This window comes from Streptomyces clavifer, from assembly GCF_036345975.1.
Classification (GTDB): Bacteria; Actinomycetota; Actinomycetes; order Streptomycetales; family Streptomycetaceae; genus Streptomyces; species Streptomyces clavifer.
The window spans coordinates 3,415,611-3,438,578 of record NZ_CP107793.1; the positions used below are offsets into that span (position 1 = coordinate 3,415,611).

Below are 22,968 nucleotides of genomic sequence, written 5' to 3' on the forward strand. Positions count from 1 at the left end.
TTACGGCTCCTCGGGGGCGTCGGCGGGGTGGTTCGGGAGGCTGGTGGGTACGGCGGAGTCTGCTGGATCCCCCGGCCGCACGGGCGGGAACGCCGCACTGTCCGTCCGGTGGACGACGGGCCGCCGGTCCGGGGTGAGCCGGACGACGAGGTGGCGGCGCCATTCCGCGTCGTCCCGGTCCGGCCGGTCCTCGCGCCAGTGGCAGCCGCGGGTCTCCTCGCGCTCCCGGGCCGCAGCGACCAGCACCCGCGAGACGAGGAGCAGATTCGTGGCCTCCCACGCCTCCACGCCCGGCACGGCGTCCTTGGGGCCGTCCGCCTCGGCGTCGGCGGCGTCCGCTGCCTGCTGCTGCAGGGCCTCGAGCTCCTCCGCGGCGGCGGCGAGACTGGCGGCGGAGCGGATGACTCCGGCGCCCCGGGTCATGATCCGCTGGATCTCGGTCCGGGACTCGGCGGTGAGCAGCGGTACGGCCGCCCGGCCGGTGGCCGTCACGGCTTCGGTCCGCCCCGGCCGTCCGGGGCGGGCCCCGTCCGCCACGATGTCCGCCGCGATGCGCTCGGCGAAGACGAGGCCCTCCAGGAGGGAGTTGGACGCCAGCCGGTTCGCGCCGTGCACCCCCGTGCAGGCGACCTCGCCGCAGGCGTACAGGCCGGGGACGGTCGTACGGCCCCGGAGGTCCGTCCGTACGCCGCCCGACGCGTAGTGGGCGGCCGGGGCCACCGGGATGGGTTCCGTGACCGGGTCGATGCCGTGGGAGCGGCAGGCGGCCAGGATCGTCGGGAAGCGCTGCTCCCACATCTCGGCGCCGAAGTGGCGGGCGTCGAGATACATGTGCTCGGTGCCCTGGAGTTGTGTCTGGCGGGTGATGGCCTTGGCGACGATGTCGCGGGGGGCCAGCTCGGCCAGCTCGTGCCGGCCCACCATGAAGCGCGTACCGGACGCGTCGACGAGGTGGGCGCCCTCGCCCCGTACCGCTTCCGAGACCAGCGGCTGCTGGCCCTCGGAGTCGGCGCCGAGAAACAGGACGGTCGGATGGAACTGGACGAATTCGAGGTCGGAGACCTCCGCGCCCGCCCGCAGTGCCAGTGCCACCCCGTCGCCGGTGGAGACCGGCGGGTTGGTGGTGGCGGAGAAGACCTGGCCCATGCCGCCGGTGGCGAGGACCACCGCGGGGGCGTGGACGGCGCCGACGCCGTCGTGCTGGCCCTCACCCATGACGTGCAGGCTGACGCCCGCGGTACGGCCTTCGGCGTCGGTCAGCAGGTCGAGGACCAGGGCGTTCTCGACGGTGTGCAGGGCGGCCGAGCGGACCGCTTCGACCAGGGCGCGGGAGATCTCGGCACCGGTCGCGTCACCGCCAGCGTGCGCGATGCGGCGGCGGTGGTGGCCGCCCTCCCTGGTCAGGGCGATGTCGCCGGTGTCGGTGGTGTCGAAGTGCGCGCCGGTGTCGATCAGCCGGCGTACGGCGTCGGGGCCTTCGGTCACGAGGGTCCGCACGGCCGTCTCGTCGCACAGTCCGGCCCCGGCGACCAGGGTGTCGTCGAGGTGCTGCTCGGGGGTGTCGCCGTCGCCGAGGGCAGCGGCGATGCCGCCCTGGGCCCAGCGGGTGGAGCCGTCGTCGAGGCGGGCCTTGGTGACGACGACGGTGGCGAGGCCCGCCGCGGCACAGCGCAGGGCGGTGGTGAGACCGGCCACGCCGGAGCCGACCACGACGACGTCCGCGTCGATGGCCCAGCCGGGGGCGGGGGCGGTCAGCCGTATTCCGGTCACGTGAGGGCTCCGAGGTTCAGCGGGATGTTGTCGATCAGGCGGGTGGCGCCCACCCGCGCCGCCACGGCGAGGACCGCCTCGCCGCCGTCACGGTCGTCGGGGACCTCGGTGAAGTCCGCCGGGTCGACGAGGGCGAGGTAGTCGAGGACGAGAGGGACGTCCTCCTGGGCCGCCTCGTCCAGGACGGCCCGGGCGGCGGCCCGGACCGCGGCGGGCCCGACGGCCGGCCGGGCCAGTGCCACCGCCTGCGAGTCGGCGGCCGCCCGGGCCTCCCCGAGCCGGGTGAGCGCGGCGGCCCGGCCGTCCGGCTGGGGTGCGGTCCGGGCGCGGGCGTGCAGCGCCTGCTGGGCGGCCAGCCGGTCGCGGGCCGCGAACAGCGCCTTGGACAGGGCGAGCGCCGTGGTGCGTTCACCGGCGGAGAGGAAGCGGTTGCGGCTGGAGAGCGCGAGGCCGTCCGGGTCACGGACCGTGGGCACGGCGACGATGCCGATGCCGAAGTCCAGGTCGCGCACCATGCGGCGGATCAGTGCCAGCTGCTGGGCGTCCTTCTGCCCGAAGAACGCCGCGTCGGGCCGGGTCAGGTGCAGGAGCTTGGCGACGACGGTGAGCATGCCGTCGAAGTGCCCGGGGCGCGAGGCGCCCTCCAGCCGCTCGCCCATGGGGCCGGCGGTGATCCGCACCTGCGGTTCGCCGCCGGGGTAGACCTCCTCGGCGGAAGGCGCGAAGACGGCGTCGGCGCCGGCCTCCTCGGCGACCGCGAGGTCGGCGTCCAGCGTGCGGGGATAGCGCTCCAGGTCGGCGGCCTCGCCGAACTGGAGCGGGTTGACGAAGACGGTGACGACGACCTGGCCGTCGGGTCCCGCGGCGGCCCGTGCCGCACGGATCAGGGTGGCGTGCCCCTGGTGGAGCGCGCCCATCGTCATGACGACGGCGCGCTGCGCCCCGGCCGGCCGGGCGAGGGCGTGCAGCTCCCCGGAGGTGCGGATCAGGGCGGCGGGTGCGGTGGTCATCGGCTCTCCCCCGGCCCGGACTCGTCCGTGCCGTGTGTTCCGTTCACCGTGTTCGCGCCGTCCGACAGGACGTCGAGGAGGTCCTCCGCGAACTCCGGCTTGAGCAGGCCGTGGGCGAGCGCCCGGTCGGCCGTGGTGCGGGCCATGGCGAGGTATCCGGCCACCGCCTGCGGGGCGTGCGTGCGCAGCTCGTGGACGTGCGCGGCCACCGTGCCCGCGTCGCCCCGGGCGACGGGGCCGGTCAGTGCCGCGTCACCGGAGCGCAGGGCGTTGTCCAGCGCGGCGCCGAGCAGCGGGCCGAGCATCCGGTCGGGTGCGGCCACACCGGCCTTCTGGAGCAGCTCCATGGACTGGGCGACCAGGGTGACCAGGTGGTTCGCGCCGAGGGCGAGCGCGGCGTGGTAGAGCGGCCGGGACTCCTCCGCGATCCATTCGGGCTCGCCGCCCATCTCGATGACGAGCGCCTCGGCGGCGAGTCTGAGCTCCTCGGGGGCGGTGACCCCGAAGGAGCAGCCCGCCAGTCGCTGGACGTCGACGGCGCTGCCCGTGAAGGTCATGGCCGGATGCAGCGCGAGGGGCAGCGCACCGGCCCGCAGCGCCGGGGCGAGCACCTTCGTCCCGTACCGCCCCGAGGTGTGGACGATCAGCTGGCCCGGTCGTACGGCACCGGTCTCGGCCAGGCCTTCGACCAGACCGGGCAGCGCGTCGTCGGGAACGGTCAGGAGGACCAGCTCGGCACGGGCCAGCACCTCGGCCGGCGACACGAGGGGTACGTCGGGGAGCAGGGCCGCGGCCCGGCGCACGGACGCGTCGGACACACCCGACACCGCCACCGGTCGGTGCCCGGCGAGCTGCAGCGAGGCGGCGAGGGCGGGGCCGACCCGCCCCGCGCCGACGACGCCGACGGTGAGGCGCGCGGGGCGGTCCCTGGGGTCGGGGGATTCCTTGGAAACTGATGCGTTCACGCGGCGATGGCCTTCCGTTCCAGTCCGCGGGGGGTACCGGACGATTCCTCTGCATGCTACGCCAGCGTTTCGCGGCACCCCCCGACTGTCCACAGCCTGTGGGTAACTCCGCACGGCGACGGGAAACGAGGTGGGCCGTGTCGGCGGTCCGGGTGATGATCGTCCCATGGCAGTCACCGATGAGCAGCAGCAGAGGCACCGCAGGCTGACCGCGTGGCAGCGGTCCGAGAGGGTGCTGGCCCGGGGTTCCGCGGACCGCACGCTGCGCGAGCGGCTGGCCACGCTGACCGCCGGCGCCGGGACGGTCCACGACCTGGACGGCTGGACGGACGTGTACGGCGACGGGGTCGTCGCCGAGGTGGAGCGGCGGACGGCGGACCTGCTGGGCATGGAGGCCGCCGCCTTCTTCCCGACCGGCACGATGGCCCAGCAGGTCGCACTCCGGTGCTGGGCGGGGCGTACGGGCAATCCGGTGGTGGCGCTGCACCCGCTCGCCCACCCCGAGGTGCACGAGGAGGGGGCGCTGGGTTCGGTCGGCGGACTGCGCACGGTGCACCCGACGTCGGCGCCCCGGCTGCCCACGGCGGAGGAGATCCGGGACCTCCCCGAGCCGTTCGGCACGCTGATGCTGGAACTGCCGCTGCGCGACGCCGGGTTCGTCCTGCCGACCTGGGAGGAGCTGGAGGCCGTCGTGGCCGCCGCGCGCGAACGGGACGCGGTGGTGCACCTGGACGGGGCGCGGCTGTGGGAGTGCGGGCCGCACTTCGGACGTGGTCTGCCGGAGATCGCGGGGCTCGCCGACAGCGTGTACGTGTCGTTCTACAAGTCCCTCGACGGCATGTCCGGAGCCGTGCTCGCCGGACCCGAGTCCCTGGTCGAGGAGGCCAGGACCTGGCGCCACCGGTACGGCGGGCAGGTCTTCCAGCAGTATCCGGCGGCGCTCTCCGCACTGCTGGGCCTGGAGCGGGAACTGCCGAGGCTGCCCTCGTACGTGGCGCACGCGAAGGTGGTCGCCGCGGCCCTCGCCGAGGGCTTCGCGTCCTCCGGGGTGCCATGGTCCCGGGTGTGTCCCGAGCCGCCGCACACACATCAGTTCCAGGTGTGGCTGCCGTACGGGACCCGGGTGCTGGACGAGGCGTCCGTGCGGCAGGCGGAGGAGACCGGCGTGACGCTCTTCCGTCGCTGGTCCGCCGGCCCTGCCGGCCCTCCCGGGGTGTCGTCCACCGAGGTCACGGTGGCGGCGCCGGGGCTGGAGTGGACCGCCGAGGACGTGCGGACGGCGGTGGCGGAGTTCGTGGCACGGCTGGAGTAGGAGCCGGGCCCCGCCGGCGCCCCGGCCATGCGGTTCTCGCGCCCCGCCCTCAGCCTGCGGGCCTGCGCGGTGCGGCGGCACGGGCGGCGAGGCGTCTGCGGACCTCGCGCAGGACCTCCCGGTCGTGGCGGCCGGGCAGGGGCGGCGGCGGCTCGCCGTGCTGCGCAGCGCGCCAGCTGTCGAGCATCTGTTGCTGAACGATGTCCATGCGTCCAGCGTGGACCCGTCACCGCGGGCCCGCCCGTGGATTGACGGCCGCCGTCAAATGGCGCCGGACCCCGTCTCCGCACCCCCACTATGGAGGGGTGAGCGTGCACATCGACATCGCGGGCCTGCCCCCCGAGCGCATTGTCTTCGAGACCTCCCCCCTCGCCGAGCTGGGGCTGGCCCTGCATGCGCTCTCCGAACCCGGGCACCACCCGGGTCTGCACGGCTGGGCGACCGCGACGGCTGCGGCGCTGGAGCCGGACCTCGCGGACCGCATGCACGAGGCGGAGTTCCTCTGGCGGAACACCTTCTCCGACGTGTTCATGCCGTTCGCCGGCATCCGCGGCGGCGACGGCAGGACCGGGGCGACCCTCGCCGAGGACCTGGACGTCCTCGACCGGCTCGACGACGAGCGGTTCGTCGCCGCCGCCCTGGAGTTCACCTGCGCGAGCCTGTACGGCACCGGGGCGCCGTCCCCGCTGTCGGACGCCGGAATGCGGACCCGCGCGCTGGACATGGCGGCGGCCCGGGGACCCAAGCAGGTGGAGTTCACCCAGCAGCTGCTGGCCGACCCGGGCTCCGTACGCGGCTGGATCCGGCGCCTCTTCGAGGACTGCGACGAGGCCTTCTTCGCGGACACCTGGCGGCGGGTCCGCGTCCAGCTGGTCGCCGACGCCCGGCACAAGGCGGAGATCCTCCGGCGCAAGGGCGTCGGACCGGCGATGGACGCGGTGTCCTCGGCCCTGTCGCTCAACGCGGACGCGAGCAGGATCAGCGTCGACAAGCTGGCCGAGGGCCGCACCGACGCCGTCGGCTCGTCGGCGGGCGCGGGGCTCACCCTCATCCCGACCAGCTTCGGCTGGCCGCACCTGATGGTGCTGCACGCCCCGGGCTGGCGGCCGGTGATCCACTACCCGGTGCACCGGCCCGAACTCCCCTCCCCCGCCTCCGTGGAGCTGCTCCAGCTCCGGATGGAGGCGCTGGCCCACCCGATGCGGATGCGCCTGTGCCGCAACCTGGCCCGCTCCCCGTACACCACGGGCGAGCTCGCCGACTCGCACGGCATCACGCCCCCCGAGGTCTCCCGCCACCTCGCGGTACTCAAGAAGGCCGGCCTGGTCACCACGCGGCGGCGCGGACGCTACGTCCTGCACGCACTGGACCTGACCGTGGTGGCCCGCCTGGGCAGCGACTTCCTGGAGGGCGTGCTGCGTTGAGCGGCGGCCGTCGACGCCGCAGCGGGCGCGCCCGCGGCCCGTCCGGACCGAGTACGGCGCGCCGACGCCCCGGTCCGGGCCGGTGATCCGAGCCGCGGTCAGCCGCCCGGTACGGAAGCGCCGCCCGGACTCAGGTGCGGCGGGCAGGGGCTCCGGTCAGCCCGCGCCGCCGCCCGCCCGGACCAGACCCGTCTCGTACGCGAGCACGACGACCTGGACACGGTCGCGCAGGCCCAGCTTGGTGAGGATGCGGCCGACATGGGTCTTCACGGTCGCCTCGGACAGCACCAGACGGGCGGCGATCTCGCCGTTCGACAGTCCCTGGGCGACCAGCATCATCACCTCGCGCTCGCGGTCCGTCAGCTTCTCGATGTGCTTGTGCCGCGGTTCCTTGATGCTGCTCGGCAGCATCGGCGAGAACCGGTCGAGCAGTCTGCGGGTGGTGGACGGGGCCACCACGGCGTCGCCGCTGTGCACGGAACGGATCGCGGAGAGCAGCTCGCCCGGCGGCACGTCCTTGAGCATGAAGCCGCTGGCCCCCGCCTTCAGACCGGAGAACGCGTACTCGTCCAGGTCGAACGTGGTCAGGATGAGCACCTTGGGCGGATCGGCCTGCGCACAGATGCGCCGGGTCGCCTCGACGCCGTCCAGCCGCGGCATGCGCACGTCCATCAGCACCACGTCGACGGCGGTGGACCGCAGGACCTCGACCGCCTCCGCGCCGTCGCCCGCCTCGGCGACGACCTCCATGTCCGGCTGGGCGGCGAGCACCATCCGGAAGCCGGTGCGCAGCAGCACCTGGTCGTCGACGAGCATTACGCGGATCGTCATGGCTGTCCTGTCCCTCGTGTCACTGGTTGGCGGGCTTGAGCGGGAGCAGCGCGCTGATCCGGAAACCGCCGCCGGGGCGGGGTCCCGCGTCCAGCGTGCCGCCGACCATGCCGACCCGCTCCCGCATACCGATCATTCCGTGTCCGGCGCCGTCGGCCCCGCCGTCCTCGTACAGCTCGTGCGCGGCGCCCCGGCCGTCGTCCTCGACCAGCAGTCCGAGCCCGTCGTCGAAGTAGACCAGCCGCACGCTGGCCCCGGCGTCCGGGCCGCCGTGCTTACGGGTGTTGGTGAGGGCTTCCTGAACGATTCGGTACGCGGTCAGTTCGACCCCGGTCGGCAGCGGTCGGGGGGTGCCCTCGATCTTGAAGTCCACGGCCAGGCCGGTCTGCCTGACCTGGTCCACCAGGTCCTCGATCTGCTCGACGTCGGGCTGCGGCACGTATTCGCCGGTCTCCCGGGTGTCGCCGGTCCGCAGCACCCCGAGCAGCCGCCGCATCTCGGCGAGGGCCTGGCGGCCGGTGCTGGAGATGGTCTCCAGAGCCTGCCGCGCCTGATCGGGGGACGCGTCCAGCACGTAGGCCGCACCGTCGGCCTGCACCACCATCACCGAGACGTTGTGCGCGACCACGTCGTGGAGCTCGCGGGCGATACGGGCCCGCTCGGCGGCGACGGCGACCTTCGACTGCGCCTCCCGCTCACGCTCCAGCCGGGCGGCGCGCTCCTCCAGCTGGCTGAGGTAGGCCCGCCGGGTGCGCATCGAGTCGCCCAGCACCCAGGCCAGGACGAACGGCACGGTCAGCACGACGACGACGAAGACCGACTGCATCCAGCTGCCCGAGGACGTCTCCTCCGGCCAGCGCAGCTGCGCGAGCGTGGCCGCGCACAGACTGCACCCGAGAGCCAGCCGGGACGCCCAGCGCTCCCCCGCCATGGCCACGGTGTACGTGATCACCAGCATGGCGAAGTTCGCCGCACCCGGCTCCACCCCGATCAGCAGCTGCACGACCCCGGTCAGGATCGTGAGCAGCAGCATCTTCTCCGGGGCGCGGCGGCGCAGCGCGACCACGGCGCACAGGGCGACGGCGACGGGCACCGCCGCCACGCGCTGCGGGCCGTTGCCGACCTGGCCGGCCACGATGGACACGCCGGAGAGCCCGAGGAGGAAGACAGCCCAGAAGGTGTCGACGCCCGTCGGGTGTCTGCGGATGAAATCGTAGAGGTGCTGCACATTGCCCAGCGTAGGGACAGCTGATCGGTGCCCGGGTCAGCCGAAGGACCGATCCGGGTCCTGGGACCGTACTCCCCAAGGTGGAGACTTGCCTACGTGACGTATGACTGGTGCGGCTGGCGGGAAGCCGCAGAGACCGCTTTGTACGGTAACGAGGGCTTCTACCGGCGCCCGGAGGGACCCGCGGGGCATTTCCGCACCTCGGTGCACGCCTCCCCGCTGTTCGCGTCCGCCGTCGCCCGGCTGCTCGCCGCCACGGCGCGCGAGCTGGGGACGGACACCGTCGACCTCGTGGACGTGGGGGCGGGCCGGGGTGAGCTGTTGACCGGGGTGCTGGCGGCGCTGCGGGCCGGCACCGCTCCGGATCTCGCCGTACGGGCGTACGCCGTGGAGATCGCCCCGCGGCCGGCGGGACTGGACCCGTGCGTCGAGTGGGGCGCCGAACTCCCCCGGGGCGTACAGGGGCTGCTGTTCGCCAACGAGTGGCTGGACAACGTCCCGACGGAGGTCGCCGAGGCCGACGCGGACGGCGTGGCCCGCTACGTCCTCGTGCGCGGGGCCGACGGGGCGGAGCAGCTGGGCGATCCGGTGACCGGGGAGGACGCCCGCTGGCTGAGCCGCTGGTGGCCGCTGTCCCGGCCCGGAGACCGGGCGGAGATCGGCCGCCCGCGCGACGAGGCGTGGGCCCGGGCGGTCGCGTCCCTGGCGGGCGGGACCGCGGTGGCGGTGGACTACGCCCATGTCCTGGGGGCGAGGCCCCCGTTCGGGACGCTGACCGGCTTCCGGGGCGGGCGCGAAGTGCCACCCGTACCGGACGGAAGCTGCGACCTGACGTCGCACGTGGCGCTGGACGCGTGTGCGGCGGCTGCGGAGAGCGGCACGGAGACCGAGCTGCTGGACCAGCGGACGGCGCTGCGGGAGCTGGGCGTGAGCGGTGGGCGGCCACCGCTGGCCATGGCGTCGACCGACCCGGCGGGCTATGTGCGGGCGCTCGGGTCGGCGGGCGAGGCGGCGGAGCTGACGGCGCGGGGCGGGCTGGGGGACTTCGGCTGGCTGCGGCAACGGGTGGTGCCGGGGCTCCGCCCCTGACCCGGTGGACGGCGCGGGGGATACTGTGCCGCATGACGGAGACGACGGTCGGCATCGGCGGCGCGGCAGAGAGCACCGACATGGTGCTCAACATCGGTCCGCAGCACCCCTCCACCCACGGTGTACTCCGGCTGCGGCTCGTGCTCGACGGCGAGCGGATCCAGCAGGCCGAGCCGGTCATCGGCTATATGCACCGGGGCGCCGAGAAGCTCTTCGAGGCCCGGGACTACCGCCAGATCATCATGCTCGCCAACCGCCACGACTGGCTGTCGGCGTTCTCCAACGAGCTCGGCGTCGTGATGGCCGTCGAGCGCATGCTCGGCATGGAGGTCCCGGAACGCGCCGTGTGGACGCGCACGCTGCTCGCCGAGCTGAACCGGGTACTGAACCACCTGATGTTCCTCGGTTCCTACCCGCTCGAACTCGGCGGGATCACTCCGGTGTTCTACGCGTTCCGGGAGCGCGAGGAGCTCCAGGCCGTGATGGAGGAGGTCTCCGGCGGCCGGATGCACTACATGTTCAACCGGGTCGGCGGCCTCAAGGAGGACCTGCCCGCGGGCTGGCTCGGCCGGGCCAGGGACGCCGTGGCGTCCGTCCGCTCCCGGATGGACGTGTACGACCGGCTGGTCCTCGGCAACGAGATCTTCCGGGGCCGCACCCGGGGGGTGGGCGTGCTGTCCGCCGAGGCCGTGCACGCCTACGGGGTGTCCGGGCCGATCGCCCGCGCCTCCGGAGTCGACTTCGACCTGCGGCGCGACGAGCCGTACCTCGCGTACGGGGAGCTGCAGGACACGCTCAAGGTCGTCACCCGGACCGAGGGCGACTGCCTGGCCCGCTTCGAGTGCCTGCTGGAGCAGACGCACAACGCCCTGGACCTGGCCGACGCCTGCCTGGACCGGATGGCCGGACTGGAACCCGGGCCGATCAACCAGCGGCTGCCCAAGGTGCTCAAGGCCCCGGAGGGCCACACCTACGCGTGGACCGAGAATCCGCTCGGCATCAACGGCTACTACCTGGTGTCCACGGGAGAGAAGACCCCGTACCGGCTGAAGCTCCGCTCCGCGTCGTTCAACAACATCCAGGCGCTCACCGAACTGCTGCCGGGCACTCTCGTCGCCGACATGGTCGCGATCCTGGGATCACTCTTCTTCGTCGTGGGCGACATCGACAAGTAGCCCGGCGCCGCCCGCCGGACGGGCCGGGGGCTACGAGGAGACCGCGCTGCGCAGTTCGACGACGTCCAGCTGCTCGGTCTCGTCGTGCACGGTCAGGTCGATGACCTTGCCCACCGCGCGGTTCCGGGCCGCGCCCGTGCGGTGCGCTGCCAGCGCCTCCTCGCCCACCACGTCCGCGAGGTCCTCGTTCTGCACGGACTCGATCGCGGCACTCGCCTTCTGCGTACCGAAGAAGTCGAAGGTTCCCTGCGGCACGAGGTAACGCCGCGCGGTGGCGTACGGGACGACGGCCGAGGCGGCGGGGACGGCGCGGGGTGCGCGGGCGGGCGCGGGCGCGGCCGGCGGCCGGCCGGCGGGGAGGGCGGCGGACGCGCGGCGGTGCTGCTCGGCACCCTCTCCGGCGGCCGCCGCGTGCTTCCCCTTCGGGCCTTCGCCCTCCGAGTCCCGCTCGGCGCTCCGCTCGGCGAGATCGCGCTGCCTGGCCAGTCCGGCCGTGCGGCGCGCCTCCTGGAGGGCGGCGTTGCGTGTCAGGTCCTGCAGAGCCTGGGCGGCCCGCGCATAGGCGGCCGGTGTCGGCGTGGACGTCGCGGCCGGCAGCTCACGCGGCACGGACACCTCGATGGCGAGCTGCCTGCGTCCCTCCAGCGCGCTGGCCCGCTCGGTCTCGGCGTTGGCGTACCGCCGCAGCAGCGCGGCGTGTTCGCCCCGCAGACCCGCGAGCTCCACGCGCTTGCGGCGCAGTTTCGCCTCCAGCCGGGTGCGCAGCTCCCTCGATTCCTCCAGGTCCGCCTCGAGCTCGGCTATGCGCTCCTCGGTCTTCCACTCGTCGCCGGCCCGGGCGCGGATCAGCTCCGCGACGCGCATCCCCGCGGCCCGGTCCCAGCTGCGCATCAGATAGGCGCCGGTGAGAGCGGCGGCCGCGGTGCCGGCCACCAGCCCACGCAGGGCCAGGGGTTCGGCGAGGAGCCAGGCTCCGGCGGCACAGACGACCGACACTCCGGCCACCACGGAGGGCGGCAGGATTTTGTGAAGGGGTGGCGAATGGCGGTGACGTCCACGTGGCATGGCTCGAAATTTACCGTGCGTACGGGTCACTTGGGAGGCCGCACGGCAATCTGTTCCCCGCCGGTTACCTTGCGGCCCCTCCCACAGCCCTTCTTTGTGCCCTTTACTTCTTGATCAGCCCCTTCGACTGCAGATACTCCTTGGCCGCGTCGGCCGGCTTGGCGCGCTCCGCGTCGACCGAGCGGTTCAGTTCCGCGAGGTCCTGCGTGGTGAGTACGTCGGTGAGCTTGCCGAGCGCCTCAGCGATCTCCGGCGCACCCGCGTCCTTGGCATTGAGCACCGGAAGGACGTTGTCGGCGTTCTGGAGCTTCTTGTCGTCCTCGAGGAACACCAGCCCGTACGTGTCGAGCACCGCGTCCGTCGTCGTCGTGAGAACGAGCTGGTCCTTTCCGTCCTTGACGGCCTGCTTGGACTGCGGCGTGCCGACGCCCTTCGGGTCGATCCCGATGACGTCAATGCCGTACGTCTTCTTCAGGCCGGGTGCGCAGAACGGGCGCACCTCGCACTCGTCACCCGCCGCGATCTTCACTTTGATCTTCGACTTGCCCAGATCGGAAAGGGACTTGAGGTCGTTCTTCTCGGCGAATTCCCTGGACACCGCGAAGGCGTTCTGGTCGACGGCCTCGCCCGCCGGGAGAACCTTCAGTCCGAGCGGGGTCGCGAGCTTCTCCAGGGCCGCCACGGTCGCCTCGGTGTCGCCGGAGGCGACCGGCTTCGCCGCGGCCGCGTCCGCCCCGTTGACCTTGGCGTTGAGGAATTCCGCGAGGGTCGCCGCGTATTCGGGGACGACGTCGATCTCGCCCTTCTCCAGCGACGGCTCGTACAGTTCGCGGTTCTTCACCGTGGTGATCGATGTGGTGTACCCGGTCTCGGCCAGGAGCTGGGCGTACAGCTCGGCGAGCACCTTGGACTCGGTGAACGAGGCTGCGCCCACGACGAGCGAGCCCTTCTTGGAGTCCGCCCCCGCACCCGTCTTCGAGCCGCCCTCCTCCTGCTCCAGGCTGTCGCCGCCGCAGGCGGCGAGCGACCCGGTCAGCGCCACCACTCCTATGACCGCACCAGCTATGCGCGAGGTCCTGCTCATGTTGTTCTCCGTCCGCGAAAAAGTGTGCACAGTCCGAAAAGTCAGGGTGTTCGTACGGCCCGGCGGCGCAGCGGCGACAGCAGCCGGTCCAGGGCCACCAGCACGCCCTCCACCACCAGGGCGAGCAGGGCGACCAGCACAGCGCCGGCGAAGACCTGCGCGGTGTCGTACGTGTTGAACCCGGCGGTGATGATCCGGCCCAGGCCGCCCAGTCCGACCATGGCCGCGATCGAGGCCGTGGCGACCACCTGGACCGCCGCGGACCGCAGCCCGGTCATGATCATCGGGTAGGCCAGGGGGAGCTCGACCCGCACGAACACCTGCCCGCCGGACATCCCCATACCGCGTGCCGCCTCCAGCACGGACCGGTCCACCTCGCGCATCCCGACGTAGGCGTTGGTGAGGAGCGGCGGCACGGCGAACAGCACCAGGGCGATGATCGTGGGCAGGTAGCCGGAGTTGCGCAGCGGCGTCATCATGAAGAGCGCCAGCACCGCGAAGACCGGTATCGCCCGCCCCACATTGGAGATGTTGACCGCGAGCGCGCCCCCCCTGCCGATGTGGCCGAGGTACAGCGCGAGCGGCAGGGCGATGGCGCAGGCGACCGCGAGGGCGACCCCGCTGACGTACAGGTGCTCGCCCAGCCGGTGCGCCGCACCGCCGTCCCCCGACCAGTTGGCGCCGGTGGTGAGCCAGGTCCAGGCGTCCTCGACGACTCCCATGGAATCAGCCCGCCTCCGTCTTCGCGACCGCGGGCCCGGCCGTGCGGGTCCAGGGGGTGAGCAGGCGCTGCAGGCCGAGCAGGAGCAGGTCCGCCGCCACCGCGAGCAGCACGCAGAGCACGGACGCGGTGAGTACCTGGGCCTTGAAGAAGCTGGGCAGCGCGTCCTCGATGAGGTTGCCGAGGCCCCCCTTGCCGACGAGGGAGCCCACCGTGGTCAGTGCGACCGTCGACACCGTGGCGATCCGCAGTCCGGCCATCAGCGCCGGCAGCGCGAGGGGGAGCTCGACCTCCCAGAGGAGCCTGCCCGGCCCGTAGCCCATGCCTTCGGCGGCTTCCTTCGCCTCCTGCGGCACCGCTTCGAGACCGGCCAGGATGTTCCGTACGAGAATGGTCAGCGAATAGAGCACCAGGCCGGTGACGACCAGTGCCGCGGACAACCCGAACAACGGCAGCAGCAGCGAGAACATCGCCAGCGACGGCACGGTGTAGAGCACGGTGGTCAGGCCCAGCACCGGCCCGGCGAAATACCGGCCGCGGCGTGCGAGCAGGGCGAGCGGAAATGCGACCACGAGCCCTATCAGCACCGAAGCCACCGTGATCCAGATGTGCTGGACGGTCGCGTCGGCGAGCTCCTGGCTGCGGGAGCGCAGATACTCCCCGCAGATCCAGTCGTTCGTCACCAGGCAGTTCTGCTCCGCCATCCGTCCCCCACCTCCTGTTCGCCGTGGTGCCGCCGGTCCTGATCCGATCTCCGGCGACCCTATCCTCGACCACTGACAATCGCCGAGGCTGTCGTATTCCAGCAACATGTCCTTCACAGAACCCGCGTCACAATGGGGAATCATGATCCGTTTCGAGCACGTCACCAAGCGGTACGCGGACGGCACCATCGCCGTCGACGACCTTTCGTTCGAGGTCGCCGAGGGTGAACTGGTCACGCTCGTCGGACCTTCCGGCTGCGGCAAGACGACCACCATGAAGATGGTGAACCGGCTGATCGAACCGACCGGGGGCCGGATATTCCTCGACGGCGAGGACATATCGGCCATCGACCCCGTACAACTCCGGCGCCGTATCGGCTATGTCATCCAGCAGGTCGGGCTCTTCCCGCACAAGACGGTCCTGGAGAACACCGCGACCGTCCCCCATCTCCTGGGCTGGAAACAGAAGGAAGGACGGCAGCGCGCCGCCGAACTCCTCGATCTGGTCGGACTCGATCCGGCCGTCTACGGCGGCCGGTATCCCGAGCAGCTCTCCGGGGGACAGCGCCAACGCGTGGGAGTGGCAAGGGCCCTGGCCGCCGATCCGCCCGTCCTGCTGATGGATGAGCCTTTCGGTGCGGTCGACCCCGTCGTGCGGGAAAGACTGCAGAACGAGTTCCTGAAACTGCAGGCACAGGTCCGCAAGACCGTGCTGTTCGTCACACACGACATCGAGGAAGCCGTCCGTCTCGGTGACCGGATCGCGGTGTACGGACAGGGCCGCATCGACCAGTTCGACTCCCCCGCCACCGTGCTCGGGGCGCCGGCGACTCCGTACGTCGCGGACTTCGTCGGGGCGGACCGCGGTCTGAAGCGGCTCTCGGTCACCCCCATCGAGGAGAGCGACCTGGACCAGCCCCCGGTCGTCCACCTCGACGACCCGCTGGCGACGGCGACCGCACGGCTGCGGAGCGAGGGCGCCCGCTGGGCGGTCGTGCTGGACCGTGAGGACAATCTGCACGGCTGGATCCCGGTGGGCGAGGCGGTGTCGGCCACCGCGAAGGGCACGGTCCGCGATCACGCCCGGCGCATGGAGGCGTGGCTGCCGCTCGGCGCGCCCCTCAAGCAGGCCTTCGCCACGATGCTCCAGCACGACGCGGGCTGGATCGCCGTCATCGACGAGGAGGGCACGGGCCGTTTCCTCGGCGTCCTCACCCCGGCCCGTCTCCACGAGGCCCTGCGCCGCTCGATCGACGCGGACGCGCAGTCCGTCCCGCGCGCCGAGGTGGCGGTGGAGACGGTGGCGAAGGTCGTGGCGCCGTGAGGCCGTCGTTCAGTCCGCGGTGAGTCTGCCGCTCATCCACTCCAGGGCGGGAGGGATCTCCCGCCGCCATGTCGTGAAGTTGTGCCCGCCGCTGTCGAGCACGATGGAGGACACCCGGGCGGGTGCCCTCACCCGGTCGATGAACTCGCGGGTTTCCCGCAGGTTCCCCTCGCCCTGCCGGGACGTCGTGACCAGGAAGGACGAAGCGGCGGGCGGCCGGTGGTCCAGGCTCCACAGCAGATCGGCACGGCGGCGTGCCGCCCGGTCCCCGTGGAAGAGATCGCCGGTCGTCGGGTCCTCGGCCGCCCGGTAGTACGCGGAGAGGCCGGCGCTCGCCGCGAATCTCTCCGGATGGTGCAGTCCGAGCTTCAGCGCGCAGTAGCCGCCGGTGGAGTTGCCGATGACACCCCAGTTACGGGCGCGCTCCCCCACCCGGTACGTGCGGGAGACGGCCCGGGGCAGGTCCTCCGCGAAGAACGTCTCGGCCTGCGGGCCGTCCCGGACGTCCACGCACTCGGTGTCCCTCGGCGGCGCCACCGTCGGCCGCAGCATCACCAGGACCATCGGCTGCGCCCTGCCCGCCCTCACCCGCTCGTGTGCGGTCCGCGGGTACCGCAGCCCCTTGAACAGGTTCTCGGCCGTACCCGGATAGCCGGTGAGGACGATCACCGCGGGGAACGTCCGTCCGGCGTGGGCCTGCTGGAAGTACTCCGGCGGCAGATAGACGTAGGCCCGGCTGTCGATTCCCGAGGCGCGCCCGGAGACGACGACCTCGTCGATCCGGCCGCCCGACGCCGGCCGGCCCGCCCCCGGCGCGTCCGGCCGCACGGTACCGATGCGCACCACGCCCCCGGACGCGCCCTTCCCCGCCCCGTGGTCCGTGACCGTGCCCAACTCCTGCTCGCGCCCGAGCAGGTCGGCCCAGGAGCCGTAGAAGAGGAAGGAGTGGTTGGCCAGCAGACCGGCCGCGACGAAGAGCGCCAGCTGGGTCGAGAGCAGCAGAGCCGTCCGGCCCGCGACCGCCCGGGCGGTGCGGCCCGCCAGCCGGGGCCAGAGCAGGAGCGTGGCGGCGAACAGCCCGCTCGCCAGTGCGGCCGCCACGACCAGAACAGGGGTGCCGGTGAGGCCCATGAGCAGAGATGAGCTTTCTGTGCGGGAAATTTCCGGAAAGAGGATGAACCCACTCCGTGGAAGCCTCGTCCTAGAGGGCGCACATCGTCCGTAGGGGCTTCGGCCGACGGACTCGGAATCTCTCGCGGAGCCACGGGAAGCGATGTCTGGCACGGTAGATGGGGATACATCAGGATCGGTTCCGCTCGCGGTGCGCGGACGTGGGTTCCTCCGCGGGCCACGCCCGGCATCCGTACCGGCGCTGGTGGGGAGCGCCTGCGCGGCGGTCGGCCTGATCGACGTCGCCGCGGGGGTCTTCCCGCGCTTCCGGCACAGCCGCGTGCACACCTTCGCCGAGGTGCTCCCCGGCGCCCTCGGACCGTTCGCGGCGGCACTCTCGCTCAGTTCCGGCGTGCTGCTGCTCCTCCTGGCCCACGGCATCAAGCGCCGCAAACGCCGGGCCTGGCGGGCCGCGGTGATCCTCCTGCCCGCCGGGGCGGCGGCGCAGTTCGCCTACCGCCACTCCCTGATCGGGGTGCTGCTCTCCCTGGTGCTGTGCTTCCTGCTGGTACGCCACCGGAGCGAGTTCGCCGCACTCCCCGACCCGCGGAGCCGCTGGCGGGCGCTGGCCAACTTCGTCCTCCTCGGCGCGGGTTCGCTCGTCCTGGGCCTGGTCGTCGTGAGCGTGCACCCGGGCCGGGTCGTGGGCGACCCCTCCATCGCCGACCGGCTCCAGCACGTGCTGTACGGCCTGTTCGGGCTGGAGGGACCCGTGGACTACACGGGGCCGACCTCCTGGACGGTGGCGTACTCCCTGGGCGCCCTCGGGCTGCTGACCGCCGTCACCACGATCTACCTCGCCTTCCGCCCCGAACACCCGGCCGCACTGCTGAGCGAGGACGACGAGGCGCGGCTGCGGGTGCTGCTCGACAAGCACGGGAGCCGCGACTCCCTCGGGCACTTCTCGCTCCGCCGCGACAAGGGCGTCGTGTTCTCGCCCAGTGGCAAGGCAGCCGTCTGCTATCGCGTGGTGTCGGGGGTGATGCTCGCCGGAGGTGACCCGATCGGCGATGTGGAGGCCTGGCCCGGCGCCATCGAACGCTTCATGGACGAGGCGCGGGCGCACTCCTGGACCCCCGCGGTGATGGGCTGCAGCGAGACCGGCGGTGAGGTGTGGACGCGCGAGACGGGCCTGGCCGCGCTGGAGATCGGGGACGAGGCGGTGGTGGACGTCGCGGATTTCTCCCTGACCGGGCGCGCGATGCGCAACGTGCGCCAGATGGTGAAGCGCATCGAACGTAACGGCTACGAGACCCGGGTCAGGCGCGTCCGCGACATCGGCCCCACCGAACTGGAACGCATCCGCGGGGCCGCCGCCGACTGGCGCGGCACGGACACCGAGCGCGGTTTCTCCATGGCACTGGGCCGGATCGGCGACCCTGCGGACGGCGACTGTGTCGTCGCCACCGCCCATCTGGCCGAGTCCGGTGCGGAGGATTCCCCGTACGGCGACCTGAAGGCCGTGCTCCACTTCGTCCCGTGGGGCGCCGACGGCCTCTCCCTGGAGCTGATGCGGCGCGACCGGTCCGCCGACCCCGGGATGAACGAGCTGCTGATCGTCGCCTCCCTCCAGGCCGCACCGCGGCTCGCCGTCGCCCGTGTCTCGCTGAACTTCGCGATGTTCCGCTCCGCCCTGGCCCGCGGCGAGCGGCTGGGCGCCGGGCCGGTGCTGCGCTGCTGGCGCGGGCTGCTGATCTTCCTCTCGCGCTGGTTCCAGATCGAGTCGCTGTACCGGTTCAACGCCAAGTTCCGGCCCCGCTGGGAGCCCCGGTTCGTGGTCTTCCGCTCCGGACGGGACCTGCCCCGGATCGGCCTCGCCGCTCTCCGGGCGGAGGGTTTCGTGACCCTCGCGCCGCCCCGCCCGTTCCGGTCCCGGCGCCCCCGCCCCTGCGCGCACCTGCCCGCGCAGGGCGGTGAGCGCGGTGTCCGCGCGGCCTGACCGACCCGTGCGCGGGCCTAGGCTGGTCGTATGAGTACGTTGCGAGGACGGGGCACGGTCCGGGGCCTGCCGGAGTGGGACCGCTGCGCGGTCATGGGAGTCGTCAATGTGACGCCCGACTCCTTCTCGGACGGAGGTCACTGGTTCGACACCACGGCGGCGATCAAGCACGGCCTCGAACTCGCCGCCGAGGGGGCGGACCTGATCGACGTCGGCGGTGAGTCGACCCGCCCCGGCGCCAGCCGGGTGGACGAGGCGGAGGAGCTGCGGCGGGTCGTCCCCGTCGTACGCGGGCTGGCATCCGAGGGCGTCACCCTCTCCGTGGACACCATGCGCGCCCGCGTCGCCGACCAGGCCGTCGCAGCCGGGGCCGTCCTGGTCAACGATGTGAGCGGTGGCCTCGCCGACCCGGACATGATCCCCGTCGTCGCCGCGGCCGACGTGCCCTTCGTCGTCATGCACTGGCGCGGTTTCAGTGAGTCGATGAACAGCCGGGCCGTGTACGAGGACGTCGTCGCCGAAGTGGTCGCGGAGCTCCGCGAGCGCATGGACGCCGTGATCGGGGGCGGTGTGAGCCCGGAGAAGCTGGTGATCGACCCGGGGCTCGGCTTCGCCAAGGACGCCGCCCACGACCTCTCGCTCGTCGCGCACCTCGCCCGGTTGCGCGAGCTGGGCCGGCCCCTGCTCGTCGCCGCCTCCCGCAAGCGGTTCCTCGGCCATGTCCTGGCCGGCGACGGCGCCGCGCCGCCACCCGCGCGGGAACGCGACGCGGCCACGGCCGCGATCTCCGCCCTCTCGGCGAACGCCGGCGCCTGGGCGGTCCGGGTGCACGCCGTACGGGCCAGCGCGGACGCCGTGCGGGTCGCCCGCGCCGTCGAGGGAGCCGCGTGAGCTCCGCGCGCGACGAGCACGAGGCGGCCGCCGCCGACATCCGGGCCGTCGAACAGGCCAACACCGCCTTCTACGAGGCGATGGAACGCGGCGACTTCGAGGAACTCTCCGGGCTCTGGCTGCCGGGCGAGGACCTCACCGTCTCCTGCGTCCACCCGGGCTGGCCGGTGCTCACGGGCCGCGGCGAGGTGCTGCGCAGCTATGCGCTGATCATGGCGAACACCGAGTACATCCAGTTCTTCCTGACCGACGTCGGGGTCGCGATGACCGGGGACACCGCACTGGTGACCTGCACCGAGAACATCCTCAGCGGCGGTCCCGCGGAGGAGGGTGACGCGCTGGGCCCGCTGGTCGGCCAGCTCGTCGTCGCCACCAACGTGTTCCGCCGCACACCTGACGGCTGGAAGCTCTGGTCCCACCACGGTTCGCCCGTACTGGCCGAGACCGGCGAGGAGGACGACGAGGAGTCCCCGTCCTGAGCGGGTAGGACCCCGAAAGGGGATTGGACCGCCGGATCGCGGGGTATACGCGGCTACCGGCCTCGCGCCCGGCCGGCCCGCGTCCCCGCGGGCGGGAACTGTCGGTGCTCACGGGTAGATTCGAAAGACGGCACCTCTCCGCCCGCACGCGACCGGGTGCCGCCGGACCAACGAACAGCAGGAGTGATTCGCGTGGATCGTGTCGCGCTGCGCGGCCTCAAGGCCCGTGGGCACCATGGTGTCTTCCCCCGGGAGCGGGAAGAGGGCCAGACCTTCATCGTCGACCTGGTGCTCGGCCTCGACACCCGCCCCGCGGCAGCCGCGGACGACCTCACGAAGACCGTGCACTACGGCGTGGTGGCGGAGGAGGTCGTCGGCGTCGTCAAGGGTGAACCCGTCGATCTGATCGAGACCCTCGCGGAACGCATCGCGCAGCAGTGCCTCAAGCACGAAGGGGTCGAGGAGGTCGAGGTCGTCGTCCACAAGCCGGACGCGCCGATCACCGTCCCCTTCGACGACGTGACCATCACCATCACCCGGAGCCGAGCATGACTGCATTTTCCACCGAGGGGCAGAGCGACCCGACCGTACAGCCGGTTCCGGCCGCCGTCGTCGAGCAGGTGGACGCGGCGGACGTCACCCTCTCCAACCCCAAACGGGCCGTGATCTCCCTGGGCTCCAACCTCGGCAACAGGCTGGAGACCCTCCAGGGCGCCATCGACGCCCTGGAGGACACCCCCGGCCTCCGGGTCAAGGCGGTCTCCCCGGTGTACGAGACCGAGCCGTGGGGCGTGGACCCCGGCTCCCAGCCCTCCTACTTCAACGCGGTGGTCGTCGTGAAGACGACCCTGCCGCCGTCCTCGCTGCTGGAGCGCGGCCAGGCCATCGAAGAGGCCTTCGACCGGGTCCGTGAGGAGCGCTGGGGACCGCGCACCATCGACGTCGACATCGTGGCGTACGCCGATGTGGTCTCCGACGACCCGCTGCTCACCCTTCCGCACCCGCGGGCCCACGAACGCGCGTTCGTTCTCGCCCCCTGGTACGACGTGGATCCCGAGGCCCAGCTGCCCGGTTCCGGACCGGTCGCCGACCTGCTGGCCGACATCGGGCGCGACGGGGTACTCCCCCGGGCCGACCTGGAACTCCGCCTGCCCGAGTAGTCGTTAGGCTCAAGGACGGACGACACGGCAACGGCGGCGAAGGGCGGCACTCTCGGTGAAGCAACTACGGCTCGGCCTCCTGGCCGGACTCTTCGCCGGAGCCGGCGTGCTGTCCTGGGCAGCAGCCCGCCTCTGGGACTCCTTGGGGACCTTGCCGAGCGTGCCGCTCGCGGCGTCCGTCGTGCTCGCGGTGATCGCCGTGGTGCTGCTGGCCACGGCCCTGTCGATCAGGGCCCGCCTGCGCGCCCAGCGGGAGCGCCGACCGGGGGCCAAGGGCGTCGAGCCCCTGATGGCGGCGCGTGCCGTGGTCTTCGGCCAGGCGAGTGCGCTCGTCGCGGCGCTGGTCGCGGGGATGTACGGCGGTGCGGGCGTCTTCCTGCTCGGCTACCTCGACATCCCGCCCCGGCGCGATCAGGCGATCTACGCCGGGAGTGCGGTCGTGGCCGGCATCGCCGTCGTCGCCGCCGCGGTCTTCCTGGAGCGCGTCTGCAGGCTCCCGGAGGACAGGGACGACGACAGGAGCGCGGCAGCGGCCTAGCAGGCCCCGGCCCGCCGGGCTCTCGACCGGAGTGCCGCGACCGCCGGGTTCGTGGAACGCGGCGCCGGCGCACCCGGCCGTCCTCGCGTCGATCCACGAGCTCCTGAAGGAACGCGTCCTCCCTCCCGGGAGGCATCCAGGCCCCGACCCCCGAGTTCACCGGCCCGGCACGCGAAGACCTCGCGCCGGGCCTGCGCCGAGACGTTCCGGCCTGCCGGCCCGGCCTCACACCTCGTGTCGGCGGGCCCCCGAAATGCCTCGCGCACCCCTCCACGGCCGTCGCCGGTACTGCGGCGGGCAGACGACCGGGGGCGTCCGCGCCTCAGGGATCCGGCCGGGAGGCCGTTCACCTGCAAGGGAGCTCCGCGGCGGCCCCGACCCGTCGGTCCCGCACACCCCCCGCCTGTTCAGCGCGCCATGATGAGGCTCATCGCCTCCGCGCGCGTGGCGGAGTCGCGCAGCTGGCCGCGGACGGCGGACGTGAGCGTCTTGGCTCCGGGCTTGCGGATGCCCCGCATCGACATGCACATGTGCTCGCACTCGATGACCACGATGACCCCGCGCGGCTCCAGGATGGCCATCAGGGACTCGGCGATCTGGGTGGTGAGCCGCTCCTGCACCTGGGGACGCCGGGCGTACACGTCGACCAGCCGGGCCAGCTTGGACAGCCCTGTGATCTTTCCGCTGGTCGCGGGGATGTACCCCACGTGCGCGACACCGCGGAAGGGCACCAGGTGGTGCTCACAGGTGCTGAACACCTCGATGTCCTTGACCAGCACCATCTCGTCGTGGCCGAGGTCGAACGTCGTCGTCAGGACGTCCTCGGGTTCCTGGTAGAGGCCCGCGAATATCTCCTTGTACGCACGCGCCACCCGGCCCGGCGTCTCGCGCAGCCCTTCACGGTCCGGGTCCTCCCCGACCGCGATGAGGAGCTCACGTACGGCCGACTCGGCCCGCTTCTCGTCGAATACGCCGATCGAACCCTGCCCGTCGAGCGTCACCGGGTCGGTCATCTGTGCCTCGTTCCTCTGTGCTGTCACCTGCGCAGGCCCACCCGGACATCCCAGGAGAACGGCAGGCACGACGCGG

Annotated in this window: 23 protein-coding genes; 11 read left to right on the forward strand and 12 right to left on the reverse strand. The window is 72.5% G+C overall.

Going from position 1 to position 22,968, the window contains the following annotated elements; all coding sequences use genetic code 11:
* From OG927_RS14685 to OG927_RS14695, 3 genes are read right to left on the reverse strand one after another with little or no spacing between them, the layout of a single operon-like run.
* Entirely contained in the window at positions 1–1,770 is a 1,770-nt protein-coding gene (locus OG927_RS14685; protein WP_209470254.1) for an L-aspartate oxidase, read from the reverse strand.
* Positions 1,767–2,780, reverse strand: coding sequence for a pantoate--beta-alanine ligase (panC, locus tag OG927_RS14690; RefSeq protein ID WP_330320284.1), 1,014 nt, complete (start codon positions 2,778–2,780; stop codon positions 1,767–1,769). The genes OG927_RS14685 and panC overlap by 4 nt, the downstream gene beginning before the upstream one ends.
* Positions 2,777–3,745: a Rossmann-like and DUF2520 domain-containing protein gene (locus OG927_RS14695; protein WP_209470253.1), complete on the reverse strand. Its 969-nt coding sequence runs from the start codon at positions 3,743–3,745 to the stop codon at positions 2,777–2,779. The genes panC and OG927_RS14695 overlap by 4 nt, the downstream gene beginning before the upstream one ends.
* Positions 3,746–3,911: 166 nt before the next feature.
* Here OG927_RS14695 and OG927_RS14700 point away from each other — a divergent pair, with 166 nt between their 5' ends.
* A complete protein-coding gene (locus tag OG927_RS14700) occupies positions 3,912–5,057 on the forward strand; it encodes a threonine aldolase family protein (RefSeq protein WP_330320285.1) in 1,146 nt (381 codons plus the stop codon).
* A gap of 49 nt (positions 5,058–5,106) precedes the next feature.
* Here the strand turns inward: OG927_RS14700 and OG927_RS14705 are convergent, their stop codons facing one another.
* Complete coding sequence (locus OG927_RS14705) at positions 5,107–5,265, reverse strand: hypothetical protein (RefSeq protein ID WP_164494173.1); 159 nt, start codon at positions 5,263–5,265, stop codon at positions 5,107–5,109.
* A 103-nt stretch (positions 5,266–5,368) separates the two neighbouring features.
* Here OG927_RS14705 and OG927_RS14710 point away from each other — a divergent pair, with 103 nt between their 5' ends.
* Entirely contained in the window at positions 5,369–6,481 is a 1,113-nt protein-coding gene (locus OG927_RS14710; protein ID WP_124282736.1) for a DUF5937 family protein, read from the forward strand.
* Positions 6,482–6,637: 156 nt separating this feature from the next.
* Here OG927_RS14710 and OG927_RS14715 read toward each other — a convergent pair whose 3' ends face one another.
* Together OG927_RS14715 and OG927_RS14720 are read right to left on the reverse strand one after the other, a co-directional pair.
* Positions 6,638–7,312 carry a response regulator gene (locus tag OG927_RS14715; protein ID WP_056793499.1) on the reverse strand — a complete coding sequence of 225 codons (675 nt, stop codon included), beginning with the start codon at positions 7,310–7,312 and terminating at the stop codon, positions 6,638–6,640.
* Between the two features lie 19 nt (positions 7,313–7,331).
* Positions 7,332–8,540: a sensor histidine kinase gene (locus tag OG927_RS14720; RefSeq protein ID WP_319100641.1), complete on the reverse strand. Its 1,209-nt coding sequence runs from the start codon at positions 8,538–8,540 to the stop codon at positions 7,332–7,334.
* A gap of 96 nt (positions 8,541–8,636) precedes the next feature.
* Between OG927_RS14720 and OG927_RS14725 the strand changes: the two genes are divergently transcribed.
* Together OG927_RS14725 and OG927_RS14730 are read left to right on the forward strand one after the other, a co-directional pair.
* Positions 8,637–9,629 (forward strand): SAM-dependent methyltransferase, encoded by a 993-nt coding sequence (locus OG927_RS14725; RefSeq protein WP_330320286.1) that lies wholly within the window; start codon positions 8,637–8,639, stop codon positions 9,627–9,629.
* A 32-nt stretch (positions 9,630–9,661) separates the two neighbouring features.
* On the forward strand, positions 9,662–10,804 hold the full coding sequence (locus OG927_RS14730) for an NADH-quinone oxidoreductase subunit D (protein ID WP_056793493.1): 1,143 nt from the start codon (positions 9,662–9,664) through the stop codon (positions 10,802–10,804).
* 30 nt (positions 10,805–10,834) lie between these two features.
* Here OG927_RS14730 and OG927_RS14735 read toward each other — a convergent pair whose 3' ends face one another.
* From OG927_RS14735 to OG927_RS14750, 4 genes are all read right to left on the reverse strand, one after another.
* Positions 10,835–11,869, reverse strand: a complete 1,035-nt coding sequence (locus OG927_RS14735) for a hypothetical protein (protein ID WP_319100637.1) — start codon at positions 11,867–11,869, stop codon at positions 10,835–10,837.
* Positions 11,870–11,972: 103 nt separating this feature from the next.
* A complete protein-coding gene (locus OG927_RS14740; RefSeq protein WP_209470251.1) occupies positions 11,973–12,953 on the reverse strand; it encodes an ABC transporter substrate-binding protein in 981 nt (326 codons plus the stop codon).
* 41 nt (positions 12,954–12,994) lie between these two features.
* Positions 12,995–13,675, reverse strand: coding sequence for an ABC transporter permease (locus OG927_RS14745; protein ID WP_056793486.1), 681 nt, complete (start codon positions 13,673–13,675; stop codon positions 12,995–12,997).
* Between the two features lie 4 nt (positions 13,676–13,679).
* Positions 13,680–14,378 carry an ABC transporter permease gene (locus OG927_RS14750; RefSeq protein ID WP_056793485.1) on the reverse strand — a complete coding sequence of 233 codons (699 nt, stop codon included), beginning with the start codon at positions 14,376–14,378 and terminating at the stop codon, positions 13,680–13,682.
* A 142-nt stretch (positions 14,379–14,520) separates the two neighbouring features.
* Here OG927_RS14750 and OG927_RS14755 point away from each other — a divergent pair, with 142 nt between their 5' ends.
* Positions 14,521–15,702 carry a betaine/proline/choline family ABC transporter ATP-binding protein gene (locus OG927_RS14755; protein ID WP_056793483.1) on the forward strand — a complete coding sequence of 394 codons (1,182 nt, stop codon included), beginning with the start codon at positions 14,521–14,523 and terminating at the stop codon, positions 15,700–15,702.
* Positions 15,703–15,711: 9 nt separating this feature from the next.
* Here the strand turns inward: OG927_RS14755 and OG927_RS14760 are convergent, their stop codons facing one another.
* Positions 15,712–16,833: an alpha/beta hydrolase gene (locus OG927_RS14760; RefSeq protein WP_056793481.1), complete on the reverse strand. Its 1,122-nt coding sequence runs from the start codon at positions 16,831–16,833 to the stop codon at positions 15,712–15,714.
* Between the two features lie 142 nt (positions 16,834–16,975).
* On the opposite strand from OG927_RS14760, the gene OG927_RS14765 reads away from it, so the two are divergent.
* The 6 genes from OG927_RS14765 to OG927_RS14790 all read left to right on the forward strand — a co-directional run bounded on the left by OG927_RS14765 (position 16,976) and on the right by OG927_RS14790 (position 21,879).
* Complete coding sequence (locus OG927_RS14765; RefSeq protein ID WP_209470249.1) at positions 16,976–18,811, forward strand: phosphatidylglycerol lysyltransferase domain-containing protein; 1,836 nt, start codon at positions 16,976–16,978, stop codon at positions 18,809–18,811.
* A gap of 30 nt (positions 18,812–18,841) precedes the next feature.
* Positions 18,842–19,702, forward strand: coding sequence for a dihydropteroate synthase (gene folP, locus OG927_RS14770; RefSeq protein ID WP_456293802.1), 861 nt, complete (start codon positions 18,842–18,844; stop codon positions 19,700–19,702).
* Positions 19,699–20,181, forward strand: coding sequence for a nuclear transport factor 2 family protein (locus OG927_RS14775; RefSeq protein WP_330320287.1), 483 nt, complete (start codon positions 19,699–19,701; stop codon positions 20,179–20,181). Before folP ends, OG927_RS14775 begins: the two co-directional genes overlap by 4 nt.
* A 192-nt stretch (positions 20,182–20,373) precedes the next feature.
* A complete protein-coding gene (gene folB / locus OG927_RS14780) occupies positions 20,374–20,733 on the forward strand; it encodes a dihydroneopterin aldolase (protein ID WP_056793476.1) in 360 nt (119 codons plus the stop codon).
* Positions 20,730–21,341 (forward strand): 2-amino-4-hydroxy-6-hydroxymethyldihydropteridine diphosphokinase, encoded by a 612-nt coding sequence (folK, locus tag OG927_RS14785; protein ID WP_056793475.1) that lies wholly within the window; start codon positions 20,730–20,732, stop codon positions 21,339–21,341. Before folB ends, folK begins: the two co-directional genes overlap by 4 nt.
* 55 nt (positions 21,342–21,396) lie before the next feature.
* Positions 21,397–21,879, forward strand: a complete 483-nt coding sequence (locus tag OG927_RS14790; RefSeq protein ID WP_056793473.1) for a DUF3180 domain-containing protein — start codon at positions 21,397–21,399, stop codon at positions 21,877–21,879.
* 407 nt (positions 21,880–22,286) lie between these two features.
* Here the strand turns inward: OG927_RS14790 and folE are convergent, their stop codons facing one another.
* Complete coding sequence (folE, locus tag OG927_RS14795; protein WP_056793471.1) at positions 22,287–22,892, reverse strand: GTP cyclohydrolase I FolE; 606 nt, start codon at positions 22,890–22,892, stop codon at positions 22,287–22,289.
* Positions 22,893–22,968 lie beyond the last annotated feature (76 nt).